The organism is Brevibacillus sp. IT-7CA2 (assembly GCF_949767855.1).
Classification (GTDB): domain Bacteria; phylum Bacillota; class Bacilli; order Brevibacillales; family Brevibacillaceae; genus Brevibacillus.
This window is the reverse complement of sequence record NZ_CATKQT010000011.1, coordinates 1-17,678: the sequence shown is the minus strand read 5'-3', so window position 1 is coordinate 17,678 and position 17,678 is coordinate 1. Positions and strand designations below refer to the sequence as shown.

Annotated in this window: 21 protein-coding genes, 1 pseudogene and 1 riboswitch; of the genes and pseudogenes, 19 read left to right on the top strand and 3 right to left on the bottom strand. The window is 45.9% G+C overall.

Annotated features, from left to right (window positions below; all coding sequences use genetic code 11):
* The first annotated feature begins 45 nt into the window (after nt 1-45).
* The 6 genes from nrdF to ACM6JA_RS06560 all read left to right on the top strand — a co-directional run bounded on the left by nrdF (nt 46) and on the right by ACM6JA_RS06560 (nt 5,946).
* Nucleotides 46-996, top strand: coding sequence for a class 1b ribonucleoside-diphosphate reductase subunit beta (nrdF, locus tag ACM6JA_RS06585; protein ID WP_414852222.1), 951 nt, complete (start codon nt 46-48; stop codon nt 994-996).
* An 86-nt stretch (nt 997-1,082) separates the two neighbouring features.
* Nucleotides 1,083-1,282, top strand: a riboswitch (cobalamin riboswitch).
* Between the two features lie 144 nt (nt 1,283-1,426).
* Nucleotides 1,427-3,709, top strand: a complete 2,283-nt coding sequence (metE, locus tag ACM6JA_RS06580; protein WP_414851675.1) for a 5-methyltetrahydropteroyltriglutamate--homocysteine S-methyltransferase — start codon at nt 1,427-1,429, stop codon at nt 3,707-3,709.
* 14 nt (nt 3,710-3,723) lie between these two features.
* The gene (locus ACM6JA_RS06575) at nt 3,724-4,221 is read left to right on the top strand and encodes an acyl-CoA thioesterase (RefSeq protein ID WP_414851674.1); all 498 of its coding nucleotides are present in this window, start codon (nt 3,724-3,726) and stop codon (nt 4,219-4,221) included.
* Between the two features lie 86 nt (nt 4,222-4,307).
* Entirely contained in the window at nt 4,308-4,730 is a 423-nt protein-coding gene (locus tag ACM6JA_RS06570) for a MarR family winged helix-turn-helix transcriptional regulator (protein WP_414851673.1), read from the top strand.
* 171 nt (nt 4,731-4,901) lie between these two features.
* Entirely contained in the window at nt 4,902-5,276 is a 375-nt protein-coding gene (locus ACM6JA_RS06565; protein ID WP_414851672.1) for a YybH family protein, read from the top strand.
* The gene (locus ACM6JA_RS06560; protein ID WP_414851671.1) at nt 5,173-5,946 is read left to right on the top strand and encodes a nitroreductase family protein; all 774 of its coding nucleotides are present in this window, start codon (nt 5,173-5,175) and stop codon (nt 5,944-5,946) included. Before ACM6JA_RS06565 ends, ACM6JA_RS06560 begins: the two co-directional genes overlap by 104 nt.
* Here the strand turns inward: ACM6JA_RS06560 and ACM6JA_RS06555 are convergent.
* Entirely contained in the window at nt 5,943-6,080 is a 138-nt protein-coding gene (locus ACM6JA_RS06555; protein WP_414851670.1) for a hypothetical protein, read from the bottom strand. The genes ACM6JA_RS06560 and ACM6JA_RS06555 overlap by 4 nt on opposite strands.
* A 286-nt stretch (nt 6,081-6,366) precedes the next feature.
* On the opposite strand from ACM6JA_RS06555, the gene ACM6JA_RS06550 reads away from it, so the two are divergent.
* From ACM6JA_RS06550 to ACM6JA_RS06525, 6 genes are all read left to right on the top strand, one after another.
* Complete coding sequence (locus ACM6JA_RS06550) at nt 6,367-6,837, top strand: DinB family protein (RefSeq protein WP_414851669.1); 471 nt, start codon at nt 6,367-6,369, stop codon at nt 6,835-6,837.
* A gap of 211 nt (nt 6,838-7,048) precedes the next feature.
* On the top strand, nt 7,049-7,603 hold the full coding sequence (locus ACM6JA_RS06545; protein ID WP_414851668.1) for a GNAT family N-acetyltransferase: 555 nt from the start codon (nt 7,049-7,051) through the stop codon (nt 7,601-7,603).
* A 307-nt stretch (nt 7,604-7,910) separates the two neighbouring features.
* Nucleotides 7,911-8,798, top strand: a complete 888-nt coding sequence (locus tag ACM6JA_RS06540) for a MurR/RpiR family transcriptional regulator (RefSeq protein ID WP_414851667.1) — start codon at nt 7,911-7,913, stop codon at nt 8,796-8,798.
* A 39-nt stretch (nt 8,799-8,837) separates the two neighbouring features.
* Nucleotides 8,838-10,139: a CapA family protein gene (locus ACM6JA_RS06535; protein WP_414851666.1), complete on the top strand. Its 1,302-nt coding sequence runs from the start codon at nt 8,838-8,840 to the stop codon at nt 10,137-10,139.
* A gap of 46 nt (nt 10,140-10,185) precedes the next feature.
* Nucleotides 10,186-11,445, top strand: a complete 1,260-nt coding sequence (locus ACM6JA_RS06530) for an MFS transporter (RefSeq protein ID WP_414851665.1) — start codon at nt 10,186-10,188, stop codon at nt 11,443-11,445.
* Nucleotides 11,446-11,508: 63 nt separating this feature from the next.
* The gene (locus tag ACM6JA_RS06525) at nt 11,509-13,017 is read left to right on the top strand and encodes a fatty acid--CoA ligase family protein (protein ID WP_414851664.1); all 1,509 of its coding nucleotides are present in this window, start codon (nt 11,509-11,511) and stop codon (nt 13,015-13,017) included.
* 346 nt (nt 13,018-13,363) lie between these two features.
* Here the strand turns inward: ACM6JA_RS06525 and ACM6JA_RS06520 are convergent.
* Nucleotides 13,364-14,230: pseudogene (locus ACM6JA_RS06520) on the bottom strand (IS110 family transposase); the annotation flags it as partial.
* Between ACM6JA_RS06520 and ACM6JA_RS06515 the strand changes: the two are divergent.
* A complete protein-coding gene (locus ACM6JA_RS06515) occupies nt 14,204-14,425 on the top strand; it encodes an HD-GYP domain-containing protein (protein WP_414851663.1) in 222 nt (73 codons plus the stop codon). The pseudogene ACM6JA_RS06520 and the gene ACM6JA_RS06515 sit on opposite strands and share 27 nt — an antisense overlap.
* A 121-nt stretch (nt 14,426-14,546) precedes the next feature.
* Here the strand turns inward: ACM6JA_RS06515 and ACM6JA_RS06510 are convergent, their stop codons facing one another.
* A complete protein-coding gene (locus tag ACM6JA_RS06510; protein ID WP_414851662.1) occupies nt 14,547-14,663 on the bottom strand; it encodes an MBL fold metallo-hydrolase in 117 nt (38 codons plus the stop codon).
* Nucleotides 14,664-14,862: 199 nt separating this feature from the next.
* Between ACM6JA_RS06510 and ACM6JA_RS06505 the strand changes: the two genes are divergently transcribed.
* The 6 genes from ACM6JA_RS06505 to ACM6JA_RS06480 all read left to right on the top strand — a co-directional run bounded on the left by ACM6JA_RS06505 (nt 14,863) and on the right by ACM6JA_RS06480 (nt 17,568).
* A complete protein-coding gene (locus tag ACM6JA_RS06505; protein WP_414851661.1) occupies nt 14,863-15,177 on the top strand; it encodes an integrase in 315 nt (104 codons plus the stop codon).
* 73 nt (nt 15,178-15,250) lie between these two features.
* The gene (locus ACM6JA_RS06500) at nt 15,251-15,496 is read left to right on the top strand and encodes a spore gernimation protein GerQ (protein WP_414851660.1); all 246 of its coding nucleotides are present in this window, start codon (nt 15,251-15,253) and stop codon (nt 15,494-15,496) included.
* Between the two features lie 13 nt (nt 15,497-15,509).
* Nucleotides 15,510-15,878 carry a spore coat protein gene (locus ACM6JA_RS06495; protein WP_414851659.1) on the top strand — a complete coding sequence of 123 codons (369 nt, stop codon included), beginning with the start codon at nt 15,510-15,512 and terminating at the stop codon, nt 15,876-15,878.
* Nucleotides 15,879-15,895: 17 nt separating this feature from the next.
* Nucleotides 15,896-17,032, top strand: a complete 1,137-nt coding sequence (locus ACM6JA_RS06490; protein WP_414851658.1) for a zinc-dependent alcohol dehydrogenase — start codon at nt 15,896-15,898, stop codon at nt 17,030-17,032.
* Nucleotides 17,033-17,063: 31 nt separating this feature from the next.
* Nucleotides 17,064-17,258 (top strand): hypothetical protein, encoded by a 195-nt coding sequence (locus tag ACM6JA_RS06485; RefSeq protein WP_414851657.1) that lies wholly within the window; start codon nt 17,064-17,066, stop codon nt 17,256-17,258.
* 16 nt (nt 17,259-17,274) lie between these two features.
* The gene (locus ACM6JA_RS06480) at nt 17,275-17,568 is read left to right on the top strand and encodes a spore coat protein (RefSeq protein ID WP_414851656.1); all 294 of its coding nucleotides are present in this window, start codon (nt 17,275-17,277) and stop codon (nt 17,566-17,568) included.
* The last annotated feature ends 110 nt before the right edge of the window (nt 17,569-17,678 follow it).

The following is a 17,678-nucleotide window of genomic DNA, read 5'->3' as shown; positions in this document are numbered from 1 at the left end:
TTATAAATGGAAAAGCATCAAGCAAAAAGAGAAGAGGAACGCCATATGAAAGCAGTCAATTGGAACAGGCCGGACGACGATTTTACGATGACGTTTTGGAATCAAAACATCATGCAGTTCTGGACGGATGATGAGATTCCACTGTCAGATGACAAGATGTCCTGGATGGAGCTCAGTGCGACTGAACGCGACACATATAAAAAAGTATTGGGCGGTCTCACCTTGCTGGATACGGTTCAGGGTGGAGTAGGGATGCCGAAGATCATGGAGCATGTCGATGGACTGCAAAGAAAAGCGGTTCTCGCCTTCATGGGCATGATGGAGCAAATCCATGCCAAATCGTACAGCAGTATTTTTACAACGCTGGCATCGACTGAAGAGATTGACGGTATTTTTTCGTGGGTAGAAAACAATCCACATCTGCAAAAGAAAGCGGCCCTCATCTCGAAACGCTATCAAGAAATTGAGAAACCGAAAGACTTGTACATGGCGATGGTAGCGTCCGTCTTCCTGGAAAGCTATCTGTTTTACAGCGGCTTCTTCTATCCGCTCTATTTAGCGGGTCAAGGCAAGATGACAAGCAGCGGGGAAATTATCGATCTGATTGTTCGCGACGAGAGCATCCACGGACTCTATGTCGGCGTTCTCGCGCAAGAAGTCTATCAAGGCCTAAGTGTGGTCGAGCAGACCGCAGCAAAAGAGGAGCTGTATGCCCTTTTGCATGAGCTGCAAGAAAATGAAGAGGCCTATACGACTTCGTTGTATACGGAAATCGGATTGGCTGAAGAGGTTCATGTGTACGTGCGCTATAACGCGAACAAGGCTTTGATGAATCTGGGGCTGGACCCGCTATTCCCGGAGGAAGAAGTGAACCCGATCGTGCTGAATGGCATTCGCACGCAGACGAAGCAGCATGACTTCTTCTCGAAAAAAGGAAATGGTTATGTCCGCACGCTAAACGTAGAGCCGTTGACCGATGATGATTTTACATTTTAGTATGACAAAAAATGGATTCTGTGTTACTGTATGAACAGTATGCTGCCCTGCTCGTTTACTGGGGCACTTCACAGAACCACGATAATTTCATAAGAGTGGGAACAGGTTCTTTGGTTATCAAGATCAACCAAAGATGAAAAGGGAAGTCGGTGAGAATCCGACACGGTCCCGCCACTGTATGAGGGGAGTCGGCACATTTATCAGCCACTGATCCAAACGGATTGGGAAGGCATGTGCAGATGATGATCCCAAAGTCAGGAGACCTGCCTGTTTCGACGACACTGCTTAACCTACGGGAGATAGGGAGGTGTTAGGATGCTGTGATCTCAGTGCTTATTTGGCATTTCTAACGTTCTTTTTGATCGTTGGAGATGCCTTTTTTATTGGGCGGATTCAAGTCAAGATCGAATAAAGAATGGAGAGGAAGCTCATGAAAAGCAGCAATTTGGGATATCCACGGATCGGGAAGAACCGCGAGTGGAAAAAGGCATTGGAAGCATTTTGGGCAGGCACCATCGATGAGGCAAGCCTGGTACAGCAAATGGAGCAAATCCGTCACCATAACCTGTTGCGTCAGCAGGAAAAAGGGGTCGAGCTGATCCCTGTGGGTGACTTTACGTACTACGATCACATGCTGGATATGGCTGTGATGTTTGGGATGGTCCCCAAGCGTTATGAATACGAGGGAGGCCCGGTTTCATTAGCCACATACTTCGCCATGGCTCGTGGTTCGAAGGAAGCTGTCGCCAGCGAAATGACGAAATGGTTTAACACGAACTACCATTATATCGTCCCGGAGTTTGGTGCACGACAACCAGCCATAACCGAGAACAAGCCTCTCCAGGCATACTTGGAGGCTAAAGAAAAGTTTGGCATCATCGGAAAGCCCGTCATTGTAGGCCCGTATACGTTTGTCAAATTGTCCAAAGGATATGAGAAAAACGAATTTGAAATCGTCGTGGATCAACTCGTTCCGCTTTACATAGACGTTCTCCGCGAGTTGGAGCTGCACGGCGTGGAATGGGTGCAAATCGATGAGCCTGCATTTGTACTGGATGTATCGGAGCATGATCGCGCCATCATCAAACGTATCTATGCACAAATCGGTCAAGCACTACCACATCTACAGTGCATGCTGCAAACCTATTTTGAAGCGGTGGATTGGTACGAGGAGCTGATTCCCTTACCGGTAAAAGGAATTGGTCTTGATTTTGTACACGGAGCGAAGCGCAATCTGACCAATCTGAAAAAACACGGGTTTCCAGCAGACAAGATTCTCGGAGCGGGAATCATCGACGGTCGAAACATATGGCGTGCGTCCGTTGAGGAGAAGTGGGAGCTGGTCAAAGAAATTTCCGAGATCGTTCCACTCGAAAAGCTGTGGCTGCAGCCGTCCAGTAGTTTGTTGCATGTACCTGTAACGGTTGAAGCAGAGAGCGACTTGCCAGAGGAAGTCATGCCTGCATTGGCGTTTGCCGACGAAAAACTTGGGGAAGTACAGCTCTTAGTCCAAGGACTCCGATACGGTAAGTATGTCATTTCGAAAGAGATCGCCCAAAATGAAGCGGACTTGCTGAAGCTGGCATTATCTCCAGCGAGGAATCGTCGAGAAGTGCAGAATGCTTTACGTCAAATAGCTGCTGCAAAACTTGAAAGAAGTGTTCCTTATCTCGAACGTCGAGAGATTCAACAAAATACGTGGAAGTTGCCACTGTTGCCAACTACTACAATCGGAAGCTTCCCGCAGACAGCTGAGGTTCGCCAAGCCCGACAGCAGTTTAAAAAAGGTAACTGGACAGTGGAACAATACGATGCTTTCATTCAGGCGCAAATCAAGGAATGGATAGAGATACAAGAAGAGCTCGGTCTGGACGTCCTCGTTCATGGGGAGTTCGAACGAACAGATATGGTTGAGTATTTTGGCGAAAAGCTCGATGGCTTTTTGTTCACGAAAAACGGTTGGGTGCAGTCATATGGCTCGCGCTGCGTGAAGCCACCTATTATTTACGGAGATGTGGAGTTTGTAGCACCGATGACGGTCAAAGAAAGTGTGTATGCAAAATCATTGACCGCCAAACCAATGAAGGGTATGTTAACTGGCCCAGCAACCATTCTGAATTGGTCGTTTGCTCGAGTCGATGTCTCCAGACAAGAGGTGTGCGAGCAAATCGCATTGGCATTGCGAAAAGAAGTAGAAGCATTGGAAGAAGCGGGGATTCTCATGATTCAAGTCGATGAACCAGCGCTGCGCGAAGGATTGCCGCTCAAAAACGAAGAGCAGGCAGCTTATCTCGAATGGGCTGTCAGAGCGTTTCGTCTAGCGACCTCCACCGTTGCACCGAGCACCCAAATTCATACACATATGTGCTATTGCGAATTCCATGATTTCATGGATGTCATCAGCGAACTCGATGCCGATGTGATTTCGATTGAAACTTCCCGCAGCCATGGAGAGCTCGTGTCTGTATTCGAAACAGGTACGTATGACAAAGGCATCGGGCTTGGCGTATACGATATCCATAGCCCCCGAATTCCAGCTGTCTCAGAAATGGAAGATATGGTAGCACGAGGTGTACAAGTACTTCCACCAGATCAATTTTGGATTAACCCGGATTGCGGGCTGAAGACACGAGGGAGAGAAGAAACCGTTCAGTCATTACGAAACATGGTTGCGGCAACGAAGGCGATTCGGAGTCGTTTGACAGCCCAGTAGGGAAGTTGCACACGATGAAAGGAGCCACACCACAAATGATGACTGAAGCACGACCGATCCAACAATCGAGAACCTTTTTGACTGATCTCGTCTTTCCACCGGATACCAATCACCACCACACCATTTTCGGTGGGAAAGTCATGGCATATGTAGACAAGATCGCCTGCATCGCAGCCATGCGACATTGCCGTAAACCTGTTGTCACTGCGTCCAGCGATTCCTTCGATTTTCTCGCACCAATCAAGACAGGAGAAGCGATCAACCTGGAGGCTTATGTCACCTGGACTCATAAGACATCGATGGAAGTATTCGTGAGAGTGGAAGCGGAGAACTTGTTGACAGGGGAAAAGCGCATGACAGCACGCGCGTATCTGACAATGATTGCCCTCGACGATCAAGGAAAGCCGACGCTTGTCCCGAATGTCATTCCCACCACAGAGGAAGAACGTAATCAGTTTGAAAAAGCAAAGGAACGACATGCGTTACGAAAAAGGCGGAAAGCAGAGTTGTAAGGAGCAAAACCCCTCGTCCTAAATGGGATCGGGGGGTTTTGTCTCACTCGCTTGACAATACTTAGATATCGAACTATACTGATCTCATGATAAAAGGAAATGCAGCTTCACTCATTAGCCATATTAGAGATGTAGTCAATAAGCTCATTATTTCTGAGCTTGAGAAGCATGGTGTAGAAGGAATTGTACCTTCGCACGGTGACATTCTCCTTTGTTTGTATAAACATGACAATGTGACCATGAAGGAATTGGCTGAGTACATTCATCGAACGAAACCAACGGTAACTGTCCTCGTCAACAAACTGGTTGCGTGTGGTTATGTAATTCGCGAGAAGGACGTCAACGACAACAGAATCACTTATATTAAGCTCACACAAAGAGGAATGGAACTACAACCGATTTTTCAAGAGGTATCCAATCGTATCCGGGAAATGATGTACGGTGGATTATCCGAGACAGAAGGTGAGTTGCTTGAAAACCTTCTGGAGAAGGTGTTACAACGTTTTTAGAACTTCTCTATTGAAATAGAGAAGTTCTCCTTACACCTATAGTTAGATATCTAACAAAAACAAATGCTAAAAGTTAGATATCGAATCTTTTTGAAAGGGGTGATGCAAGCGAACTCATTAACTAGTTTCAACCAGGAACGAACAGACAACAAATACGAGGAGGATCATCAAATGTCAATCGAAACGGTAATCAAAACTTACGAATCTGCACTAAATGCCAATGATATAGATACCATACTTGCTCTTTACAGTACTGAACCTGTATTCATGCCACAACACGCCCCGGCACTATTCGGGCGCGACGCAGTGCGCGCTGGGTATGAGCATGTATTTAACACCATCAAGCTCAACGTCCGCTTCGAAATTTATGAAATCGAAGTGACAGGAGACTGGGCTTGGGCACGCACGAGTTCTGCTGGACGCATACACATTCTCTCAGCAGATGTCGAGGTTGAGGAAGGAAATAACGAGTTGTTCGTATTCCGTCGTGAAAACGATGAGTGGAAGATCCATCGCTACTTGTTTTCGACTAATCGTCCACTTTAAGCATAAACATGAAAATGTTAGGCAGATCATCACTAAACCATTTGGAGGAAGCATGATGAATTTTCAACAATTATTGCAAGCTCGTCGTTCTGTGAATCAATTTGATCCAAACGCTACCATTAGCCGTGATGATTTGGAAAGTATGATTGAGAGTGCAACACTCGCGCCGTCATCTTATAACCTGCAACATTGGCGTTTTCTCGTTGTCGATGACAAAGAGCAGAAGCTGAAGCTTAAAAAAGCGGCGTTTCATCAACAAAAAGTAGAAGACGCTTCAGCTGCCATTGTGATATTAGGGAATCTTCAAGCGCATAAAGATGCTGAGCGAATTGCTGATGATTTGACCGAAAAAGGTTATCTCCCAGCGCAATATAAAGAGAATGTGATCAATCAAATCGAAGGGCTTTATAGCAACGAATCTATGCAAAGAGATGAAGCGATTCGTGGTAGCTCTTTGGCTGCTATGGCACTCATGCTTGCAGCAAAAGAAAAAGGGTATGGATCTTGCCCGATGATTGGATTTGACCCGCAGCTCGTCCGACAAGAATTCAACATTCCCGAGCACTTGATTCCTGTTATGATGATTACAATTGGTACGGATTTGGACCCCGAGATGCCGCGTAAAATCCGTTTCGCCGTTGAAGAAGTCACTACCTATAACGGTTTTTAAAAATACGAAAGATGCCACTGGTGAGCTTGCTTGCAACAGGTCACCGGTGGCATCTTTGTTTTATTCGTATTCCAGCATGTGATTAGTTGCTCATAAAGGGTGCGGATCGCATTTTCGCTTGTTGTTTCTTGCATGTATGTTTCCTCCTGTTGTCCTATTGGAAAATAGCGTATCATATATGATCTTTTACATGAAAAACAGCCGCTGTCTACTCAGCATGCAGATTGATAGCAAGAATCTTTTGTTTCATCTGGGAAAGAAGTAAAATAATAGCATGTTGATAAAGAGGGAGCATATATTCTTGATCGGCAAAAATGAAGGTTATTATTGATCAAAAACCAGAAGGTACTTGTTTTCTATCAAAGAATAATAGTATCAATGGCTACCAGCCACACGAATTATGATGAAGGAGAGGATCGGATGGAAAAGTTGATCGAGGAGTACAGCCAAGACTATGAGCTGCTGCGTGAAGCCGTTGAAGGATTGTCTGAGGAGGAGCTGCGTTTCCAACCTGCACCGGACAAATGGAGTATCCACCAGATTCTTATTCATGTAACAGATTCCGAGATCTTAGCGACACATCGGCTGAGAAAAGTCTTGGCGGAGGAAGAACCGCTTCTGCTATCTTTTAATCAGGAAGCCTGGTCTGATAACCTGGAATACGAACGGTTGGACCGCGAGCAGTATATGCGCCTGTTTCAAATGCTACGGGTCAGCATGCTGCCACTTTTGGAAAATCTGACTCCCGAGCAACTTGCGCGGGTTGGGAAATATCCCGATGGAGTGAGGTACACGTTCAAAGAGCTGCTGGAATTGCGCGTCCAGCATGTCCGTGACCACCTCGCTCAGATTGAGCGGGTAAAGCAGGCATTTTCGGAGGATAGGGTTTAACCCTATATGTTAGTTGTGATGAAACTAACGGGCTTAACTATTAAAAGCTGTAGCACCTGCTAAGCAATGATTGTACAATTATCTAGAGATTCTTACATGCTAAATAATAAGAGGAGGTTCTGAAAATGACGGAGCAATATGTATTCCGTTAAGTCCGTGGTCCCCCCTTTATATCCCTATTCTCACCTTATAAAAATAGAGGAGGACGAATATGGATATTTTAATTAGAGAACTGAGGGCAGAGGACGATGAGTGTGGTTCAAACATTGATGGGAGCTTTATCGTAGACTCTACCCTTGTCTTGCAACTAATGGGACAGCGAATCGGATATATGGTGAAGGAGAGCCCTCTTAGGAATAAAAACTACGATGATGAACAGCTTGAAGAAGATACTGTTGAGGATTATTCGAACTATATCGGCAATCCAGATCAAATCATTTATTTAACGCTCGTAAATAATCAAGTGGTGGGTCAAATTGTTTTGAAAAGAAATTGGAACAAATTTGCCTATGTGGAAGATATCAAAGTTGATAAGCAATATAGAGGATACGGTCTCGGTAAAAAACTAATCGAACAGGCTAAACGCTGGACGAAGGATGGCGGTATGATGGGAATCATGCTAGAGACACAAAGTAATAATGTCCGCGCATGTAAATTCTACGAAAGTTGTGGTTTTGTCATCGGAGGTTTCGATTCCTACGTCTACAGAGGTCTAGATAAAGATAGTGATGAGATAGCAATTTATTGGTATCTCATGCTTGATTAATAAGTGATTGATCCTCAGCTATGTCTTAAGAAGCCGAAATAATGGCAGCTTCTTTAAGACATTCCTAAACTTGAGGAACGATTGTTCAATGAAACAGCGGGGAATGCGGCTGGATTCCAAATGAATGTCTTAGTACAGAACAATAAAGAGAAGGGGCCTTCCAACTGTGGAGGGCCCTTTTTACAGACTGCCATACACCAAAATGAAGCAGAAACTACATTTTTGTAGAAGTGTTGAAGTGAATCATTGCAAGAGATATACTATTCTCAAAATTAAAATAAATCCGAATGATAAAGGAGCTTCAGGCATGGCACAACTCGTAAAAGAACGGATTCGGAAGCAGTATGGAAAGCTGACAGCAAGTCAAAAAATCATCTGTAAGATCGCGATCGAAAAGCCAAGCTTACTTGCGATCCATACCGCCAAAAAAATCGCGGAGTTTACGAATACCAGTGAAGCGACCGTCATTCGCTTTTGTTACGCATTGGGTTACTCCGGATACACAGAGCTTCAGGAAGAAATCAAAAAGTCTCTTTTGATAGGAGACCAAAGGAAGGGGCCGATCCAGAAATATCGAGACACCGAGGTTACGCTCGATCTAAGCAATTATGCACATCAAGTGATGGAGAGTGATATTGCGTATCTCCAACAAGGCTTACAGCAAATTGACTACACGTTGCTCCAAGAGGTGGTCAAAAGCATCGTGCAGGCAAACCGAATCGTAGTGGTAGGATTTCGTTGGTGCCATATTCCTGCAAAATGGTTGTTCTCAGCGTTGAATGCCATCAAAGGAAACACACATCTATATACGGGAGCCGTTGATAACGCCGATTATTTTCTCACCGAACGAGATCAAGAATGGCTGGTCATTGCGATATCATTTCCTCGTCATCCAAGCGAGACGGTTGCAATGGTCCATTCAGCAAAAGAGCTGGGAGCGAAGATTTTGGCGATTACGGAAGGCGAGTTCTCCCCCATCAGCCAAGTCGCGGATCATCTTCTGAAAATCACCACACCCCAACCCGTTGCCACTAGCGGTATGCCCACATTATTCTCCATGCTAAATGTCTTGATCAAAGGCGTCATGCTCCACGACGCGGAAAATGTCCAGAAACGATTGCAGCACTATGATGAAATCAGCTCGAAGCTATACTCGTTTGTCGGAGAGGATGAGGAAGACTTCTCGATCTTTTGAAAGTAGAAAAATGAGAAAAGGGAAAGGGGAATCATGCCAATGACCAAGCCGATTTGGTTCACCGCGACTGGCGACAGCTTTATTACACGCAATCTGCCATACAGGGAGCAAGCTTTTCAAGAGGTAGCAAGCTTGCTCCACCGTGCGGACGTACGCATTGCGAATCTGGAGACGACCGTACACGATAATGAGGGCTATCCCAGCGCGCAAAGCGGAGGCACGTGGGCGATGTCACCACCTTCCGTTTTGCAAGTCATGAAAGATTATGGCTTTAACATGATTGGCTGGGCGAATAACCATACGCTCGATTATTTGTATGGGGGACTAGAAGCAACCGAACGATATCTCAATGAGTATGGCTTCGTCCATGCTGGCGCAGGCAAAAATCTCGCAGAAGCAGGCGCTCCACGTTATCTCGAATGCGAAGGGGCCAGAGTAGCCTTGATCGCTGCGACATCGACTTTTCATCCATGGTGGGCGGCCGGAGATCAGCGTTCGGATAGTATCGGCAGACCAGGGATCAATCCGATGCGCTATGTCATGACACACCACATTACAGAAGAAAAGCTCGCTGATTTGCTAGCCATTGCGGAGTCGACGGACATTAACGCCTTCAACAAGCTTCTAATCGAGGAAGGCTTCATGAATGATCCGGGCAAGGAGATCTTTCTCTTCGGAAATGCACGTTTCATGGTAAGCGACGAAGAGGGGACGACTACCCAACCGCATCCGCGCGATCTGAACAGAATCGTCAAGACGATTGAGGAGGCAAACAGGCGGGCTGATTATGTCATCGTGAGTATTCACGCGCATGAGATGAAGGGGGATGCGAAAGAAGTTGCGGCTGATTTCTTGCCTGTTTTCGCAAAAGCTTGCATCGATGCGGGCGCACACGCAGTGGTGGGACACGGCCCCCACTTATTGCGAGGCATTGAAATCTACAACAATCGGCCGATCTTTTACAGCTTGGGAGATTTTATTTTTCAGACAGAAGCTGTTACGAGTCAGCCCGCTGATTTCTACGAGCACTACGGCCTCGACCATACCCATAATGTGGCAGATGCCTTGGAAGCGATGAGTGCCAATTACACACGCGGACTCTGTGTGCACAAAGAAGTGTGGGAGTCGGTTATTCCCTTGTGGAAAATGCAAGATGGTGAGTTGCTCGAATTGGAGCTGCATCCGATTGAATTAGGCTTTGATCTGCCTGTACATCGTATGGGGTGGCCGAAATTAAGCAGGGATACCTCGATACTGGAGGGGCTCAAGACTTTGAGTGAACCATATGGCACAGTGATTGAGATCATGGATGGAATTGGGCGCGTGAGACTTACAAAATAGCGGGGAGTAGTGACAGTCTATTTCCTACACAAATGGAGTGATTCACATGATGGCCAGAATCACAATGGTTATGTTGTTTGTGCTCTACATGATCAATTATGCGGATAAAACGATTGCGGGATATTCTGCCGTGCCGATTATGGCTGAATTTTCTTTGAACGAGAAGGAATGGGGACTTGTTGGAAGCAGTTTCTTCTGGCTTTTCTCCATTGCCGGGATTGTAGGCGCGGCATTGTCGGACCGCATCGGGACGAAAAAAATGCTGGCGATCATGGCGCTGTCCTGGACAGTCATTCAATTTGGCGCTTATGCGATCGCGGGTTTGCCGATGCTTGTCGTTGCGCGGGTATTGCTTGGTATAGGCGAAGGGCCATTTTGGGCAACGGTTGTCAGCCATTTGAATAAATGGTTTCCCGAAGAAAAGCGTGGACTGGTTTATTCAACCGTGAACTTCGGTGCTTTCGTCGGTGCGGTGGCATCCGCACCGATGATTGTCGTGCTAATTGATAGCTATGGATGGCGATTTTCCTGGGCGTTTATGGGCGCACTTAGTCTGATATGGCTCTTGGTCTGGCTATGGATTGGAAAAGAAAAACCACTTGTCAGCGTCGCTCCTGCAAAAGTCGAGGCTCCAACCTTGTCAAAAGCGAAATGGTCGGATATATCCGGTGTCTTGCTCTCATCCACATTTCTATTCTGTTTTTTAATCTATTTCGCCCAAATATGGGGGACGACTTTCGCATCCGTATGGGAGCCTGTCTATCTCGTCAAGGTCTTCCAGTTTACGAATCAGGAAATGGCCTATGCGATTGCTGGCACAGGACTTTTAGCTGGACTGATGACCATTCTGATTTCATCGATTGGCGATCGTTTCTTTAAAAAGCATCGCAGCTATCGCAAATCATACGTTCTGGTTGGCGGTGTTTCGATTATTTTAGGAGGACTGTGCTTTTACGGTGTTACTCTTGTTCAATCTACGGTACTTGTTTTGATCTTCCTGTGCCTAGGAAAAGGGTTTGCATTTTCTGTTGGTACAGCTGCCTCTGTCATTGTCAGCAGCTTGTTACCGGAACGCACGGGATTTTTGGTAGGCGTGTTGTCCAGCCTGGTTACATTGGCAGGGATCATCTCGCCGTTGGTAACGGGCTCTATCGTTCAGTCAGCTGGGGATATTGGTACTGGTTTTGGCAACGCCATGATCGTCAACGGGTTGCTCTTTATCATTTGCGGCGTGCTTTTCCTGCTCTTTGTGAAGCGCAATGAACAAGTCAGTCAATCAGTCCCGCCAATCTCCCATGTTTCCTAAAAGTAATACTTTATAGGCTTGGCTTTAGATGTTAAAATTTTCTGAAAAGGGGGTAGGTGTGCGATGTATCATTTGAATGAAAGCCTCATGCAGAGCGCGAAACAGTTTGCTGATCGTCCAGCCTTTGTCTTTATGGGAGAAACGACGACGTATGCACAATTCAATCAGCAGGTCGAACATCTCGCAGCTGGACTTGCCCAGCACGGGATTGGAAAAGGGGATGCTGTCGCCCTGCTCATGGATAATCGGCCGCATTTTGTTAGCGCTTACTATGCGATACTCCGCGTAGGAGCAGTCGTTGTTCCCATGAACCCTATCTATACGGCGCGCGAAATTAGCTTCATTCTATCGAACAGTAAAGCAAAGGCAGCCATTGCCTTATCAGCGTTGCAGCCGGTACTAACCCCGATGAAGGACCAAATAGAAGATTTGCAGCTTCTCATCTACACGGAATCCATTGAAAATGAAATAACGATCGATCAACTTGTACAGGAAGGGCAAGAGTCAGAGGCAGGCTACGCGGAGCCGGAACGAAACGAAGATGACCTCGCTGTTATTCTGTACACATCAGGTACGACTGGCCAGCCAAAAGGAGCGATGCTCTCCCACCGCAATATGGCATCGAATGCGGATGCGATGGGGATATTGTTCGAGTTGGTGCCAGAAGATCGCATGGTCGCAGTACTCCCGATGTTTCACGTCTTCTGCATGACGGTGTGCATGAATGGCCCGATTCGCACGGGAGCGGCGATTATTATTGTGCCAAAATTTCATCCGGTAGACGTCCTCCAAACGGTTCGGGAGCAAAAAGCCACATGTTTCGCAGGTGTTCCGACCATGTACAACTATCTGCTACAGCTGCCGTCTGCGACAAAAGAAGATTTTTCCTCCATCCGGATATACTGCTCGGGAGGTGCATCCATGCCTGTTGAGCTCCTGCACAAGTTCGAAGCGAAATACGATGCCAAGGTACTGGAGGGCTACGGTTTGTCAGAGGCAGCTCCAGCTACAACATTTAATCCATTGCACGGTACCAGAAAGCCAGGATCGGTTGGGGTCGATATCCCGCTTGTGAAAAACAAGGTCGTCGATCCCGAAGGAAACGAAGTCGCACGTGGAGAAGTGGGCGAGCTGGTGGTACATGGGCCCAATGTCATGACAGGGTACCTCGGTTTGCCAGATGATACGGCCGCGGCGCTCCGAGATGGTTGGCTGTATACGGGAGACATGGCTCGCATGGATGAAGAAGGATATGTGTACATCGTTGACCGCAAAAAAGACATGATTCTCGTTGACGGCTATAATGTGTACCCGCGTGAGGTAGAAGAAGTTCTTTACCAGCATCCTGCGATTATCGAGGCGGCTGTGATCGGGATTCCTGACGAGGTGCATGGCGAAGCAGTCAAGGCATTTGTGGCATTGAAGGAAGTTGCGATTTCCCAAGAGGATATCATGGCATTTTGCCGTGACAAGCTGGCGAAATACAAAGTTCCTCGTCAGGTAGAATTCGTAGCAGAGCTTCCCAAAAACAGTACGGGGAAAATCTTACGTCGATCGTTGCGCACCTCTTAAACCATCGCATGATTAAATGAAAAGAGCCAGCTCACAATGATCCTTTTGTTGTAAGCTGGTTTTTTCGTGTAAGGAAGCTGTACAACTTTCAGCTTGCTATGTGCATTACGGGATGTGGAGGTGTTAGGATTGCTGCGTTTGATTCATGCAACAGAGGATTATGAATACGATCAAGTACGTGAACTTTTCTTGATTGACGATGCGTCATTACGCTAAACCAGCTAATAGGATGTCAACATTTTTCAATAAAACGTGTTTTGTTTCATTGTTATACTGAAAATGAGCATGGCAAATATCCATCCAACGTCGTGATGGAAGGCTTTTTCTCTATTGTTGCTTATTGGTATTAAGCGATATCAAGGAAAGTCTCTTTACGCTTTAACAGGGTATAAATCCAGTGAATCAGTTTGTTTACACAAGCAATGATGTTGACTTTAAACGGCTTTCCTTCAGCGCGTTTTCTGTCATAAAACTCTTTTAGCTTCTTATTGCGCGAACTTCTGATGCCACATAGGACAGCCATATATAAGGCATGTCGCAACTTGCTGGAACTTCTTTTCGGGATTCGATTAATGGTTGCAGTAAACTTACCAGAAGAATGCACACTAGGATCGATTCCGGCAAAGGCAACAAGTTTTTTAGGGTGATTAAACCGCTCTATCTCACCAATTTCAGAGATAATCGTTGCCGCGATTTTTTCTCCGATACCAGGGATAGATTGGATAATCTTATATTCTTCAATTTCTGATGCGAGAGCATCAATTCGGTGCTCCAAATTGGACAGGTGCTCTTGATATTGAAGAATCATACGAATATACATCTCAAGACTAATCAAATGACTTTCGTACACTGCTTTTTGAAATGGATTGCGGCTTGCTGCCTCCATTATTTTTTTCGCCTTTTCTTGGGCCCAAGCGTTGGAACGGCTGATACATATAGCTTCGATTCGTTTCGTCAATTCAGATTCCCTAGCTTTTATGACCTCTTCCGAGGTAGGGAACTCCAGTAAAATGTGCAAGGATACCTTCGAAAACAAGTCTCCAAATACAGTTCTAAACTCAGGGAATACTTGGTCTAAAATGGCATGGAACTATAATTTTGCTTGCATGCAAAGATCAGTTAGAGCACCATGCTGTCTTGTTAGATTACGGAGGTTTAACAGCTGTAACCCTCTCTTCTTATAAGGTTGAAGTTCCTCCTTGTAATACAGCTCATCAAAGGGGACGAAATTGGGTTACAGGCGCGCATTATCGCGGTATGTGATGTGTGGGACGCATTAACCTCTGATCGAGCCTATCGGGATGCTCTACCGAAACATGTGGCTTTGAAGATCATGGAAGAAGGACGGGGTACACAATTTGATCCGATAATCTTGGACTATTTTTTTAGCATTATAAATGAGGACTAGTATCCAGAAAGTCAGGGATAGCACGAAAAACAATGTGTTTGACAGGCTTTTTTATTGTAAATCTATCAGGTTCCGGGTAATCTTCCTCTCCGGTAAGGAAGGGCAGTTCCTTCTGATGGGTTTACACAGGGACGACCCACATCTTCAACAAACCCTCGAGCGAGTCAATATGATCGAAATGCGCATGCGTCAGTACAAGTGCTTTCGGTTTGGCCGATGGAATTCGATTTTTCCCCACTTCGGAAATGTGGTCTATGCATTTTGCTTCAGGGACCAAATTGAAATAACCTGAATCAGGATTTGGGAAGCGAGAATGTCATGTGCAACGATGAAGGCAATCTGCATATTCGGCTGCTTTACTCTGCTAACGGTTAGCTAATACAATACTACCGATTTAGACCTTCCATTGGATGCAAACCTAGATGGGAGGTTTTTTTATGAAATTCAATGAATTATGGAGGATGTATGAAGCAGATAACCGACTTCAGGGAAATTGTTTTAACCTATTTAAAGCGTATGTTTTGCATCTAAAGTTGCTGGTGGATGAACTGCGTGATCTTGAATTCGGCGATGTCTCTTTACAGTTGCTAAAGGAATATTTGGCTAAACAAATTATAGCCAATCTTTTAGGACACTGTAGTCGTTTTGTACGTTACCTTTTTCGCTTGTTTCGGCAACGCTTTGGTAGATACATTCGATTGGCTACAAAAATACATCAAATATTGGAGGGGACCAAGCGAACGACTCGGTAGGTATCTCTGAATACCAATATGCGCAGAGGACAGAATATAACTGTTCATTTAACTGGAAGGAGGTGGTTACATAATGGATAGGCAAACACTGGCTGCACATGAATCACTTGAAATCCATGAAGCACTCAACTTCAAGACACTCTGCCTTGCCAAGTCTAAATTGATGCAAGGCATCGTATTTGATCAGGATCTAAAAGCATTGATGCAAAAAGACGTAGAACAAACGACGCAAGCAATTGCCGAGCTACAGGCAGTCTATGAGAAAGCTCCATTCCAAGTCCCGGTTCCGCAAAATCGACCTACTCCAATATTGAATTGAAGGTGATACTCGAATGAATAACGATTATCAAGATCCGATTAATGCGTTACACATGCCGGAGATGGCGGATATGACGCTTGCCATGGACTTCCTCGTCCGTGCCAAAGAGGGCGTCCGAAACACGGCAATCGCCCTGACAGAAACAGTATCCCCTGAGGCTAGGGCGGTACTTCGCAAGCAGCTCCACCAAGGGATCGCTTTCCATCAAGAAATTGCTGAGCTCATGATTAGTAAAAAATGGTTCCACCCTTACGAACTCAATGAACAATATCAATTGGACCAGCTTTCGGCCTTGAACACCATCCAAATTGGGCAAATGAAGCTTTTCCCTGAGGATACCTCGCGCAAAGGTATGTTCGATCGGACGCCAGATGAACAATAGTATTGGAGGAACAATGGATGAAAGCTGTTACATATCAGGGCATTAAGAACGTCGTGGTAAAAGAAGTTCCAGATCCAAAGATCGAGAAACCCGACGATATGATTATCAAGCTGACCAGCACAGCAATTTGCGGATCTGACCTGCATTTAATCCACGGAATGATTCCGAATTTGCAAGAAGACTATATCATCGGCCATGAACCAATGGGTATTGTTGAAGAGGTTGGCCCGGGCGTAACTAAGCTGAAAAAGGGCGACCGCGTCATCATTCCGTTCAATATTGCCTGCGGGGAGTGCTTCTACTGCAAGAACCAGCTAGAAAGCCAATGCGATAATTCAAATGAGAATGGGGATATGGGCGCTTACTTCGGCTATTCTGGCACGACTGGCGGTTATCCTGGAGGACAAGCCGAGTATTTACGGGTGCCCTTCGCGAATTTCACCCATTTCAAGCTCCCTGAAAACTGCGAAGTGGAAGACGAAAAGCTGTGTCTGATCGCCGATGCCATGACGACTGCTTACTGGAGTGTGGATAATGCCGGTGTGAAAAACGGAGATACAGTCATTGTTTTGGGCTGCGGTCCAGTGGGACTTCTCGCACAAAAGTTTTGCTGGCTGAAGGGCGCAAAACGTGTAATCGCGGTCGACTACGTCGATTACCGCTTGCAGCATGCAAAGCGTACGAACAATGTGGAAATCGTAAACTTTGAGCAAGAGCAAAATATTGGAAGCCATCTGAAGGAAATGACAAAGGGTGGCGCTGATGTTGTCATCGACGCTGTCGGCATGGACGGGAAAATGTCCGATTTGGAGTTTCTCGCGAGTGGCCTAAAACTGCAAGGGGGCGCAATGGGTGCGGTGGTCATTGCTTCTCAAGCTGTTCGGAAGGGTGGCACGATTCAAATTACCGGTGTCTACGGGGGACGATATAATGCGTTTCCTCTTGGCGACATCATGCAACGCAATGTCAATATTCGTTCGGGACAAGCTCCAGTCATCCACTACATGCCGTATATGTACGAGCTCGTGACGTCAGGCAAAGTGGATCCCGGCGACATCATCACCCACGTTATCCCTTTGAGCGACGCGAAGCGCGGATACGAAGTGTTCGACACGAAGACGGACAACTGCATCAAAGTTGTTCTAAAGCCTTAACTAGAATCGTGGAAAGGGAGGCTGTCCTTCGATGGCATACGGATTGCACGAACAGCTGGAGGTTCATGAGATTGCTGCTTTTAAAACCATCTGCTTGACCAAATCCAAGACCATGCAAGCATTGGTTACGGACGAAGCGTTAAAACAAATTTTAGCCGATGATGTTCATGTATCTACTAGACAGCTTCAGGAGCTGAGCTCGTTGCTAACAAATGCAGCTACATAGGAGGTGAAGACAAGATATGGCTGGTATTCTTCAAGATATGATCGGCATGGGTGGCATGACGGATCAAGTAGTGGCAATGGACTTGCTAATCTCAGCCAAGAGTGGTGTGAGAAATTACGCCATGGCTCTAACCGAAACAGGCACTCCGGAAATAAAAGCTACGCTTACCAAACAATTGGAAGAAGTGATTGATTTGCACGAAAAAATTAGTACGTACATGATCGAGCAGGGCTGGTACCATCCTTGGAATGTTAACGAGCAGATTAAGTTGGATCAAGAGAATATCCAGACAGCGTTGAATTTGCCATAAAGCACCCTTCGAAGGGTGCTTTTTCTCACAAGAAGACCAGAATGGGCGTCATTTCTACGGTTGCTGTAATGGAAATTCCTGATAGAGATGTTTTCGTATGGATTGGAAAA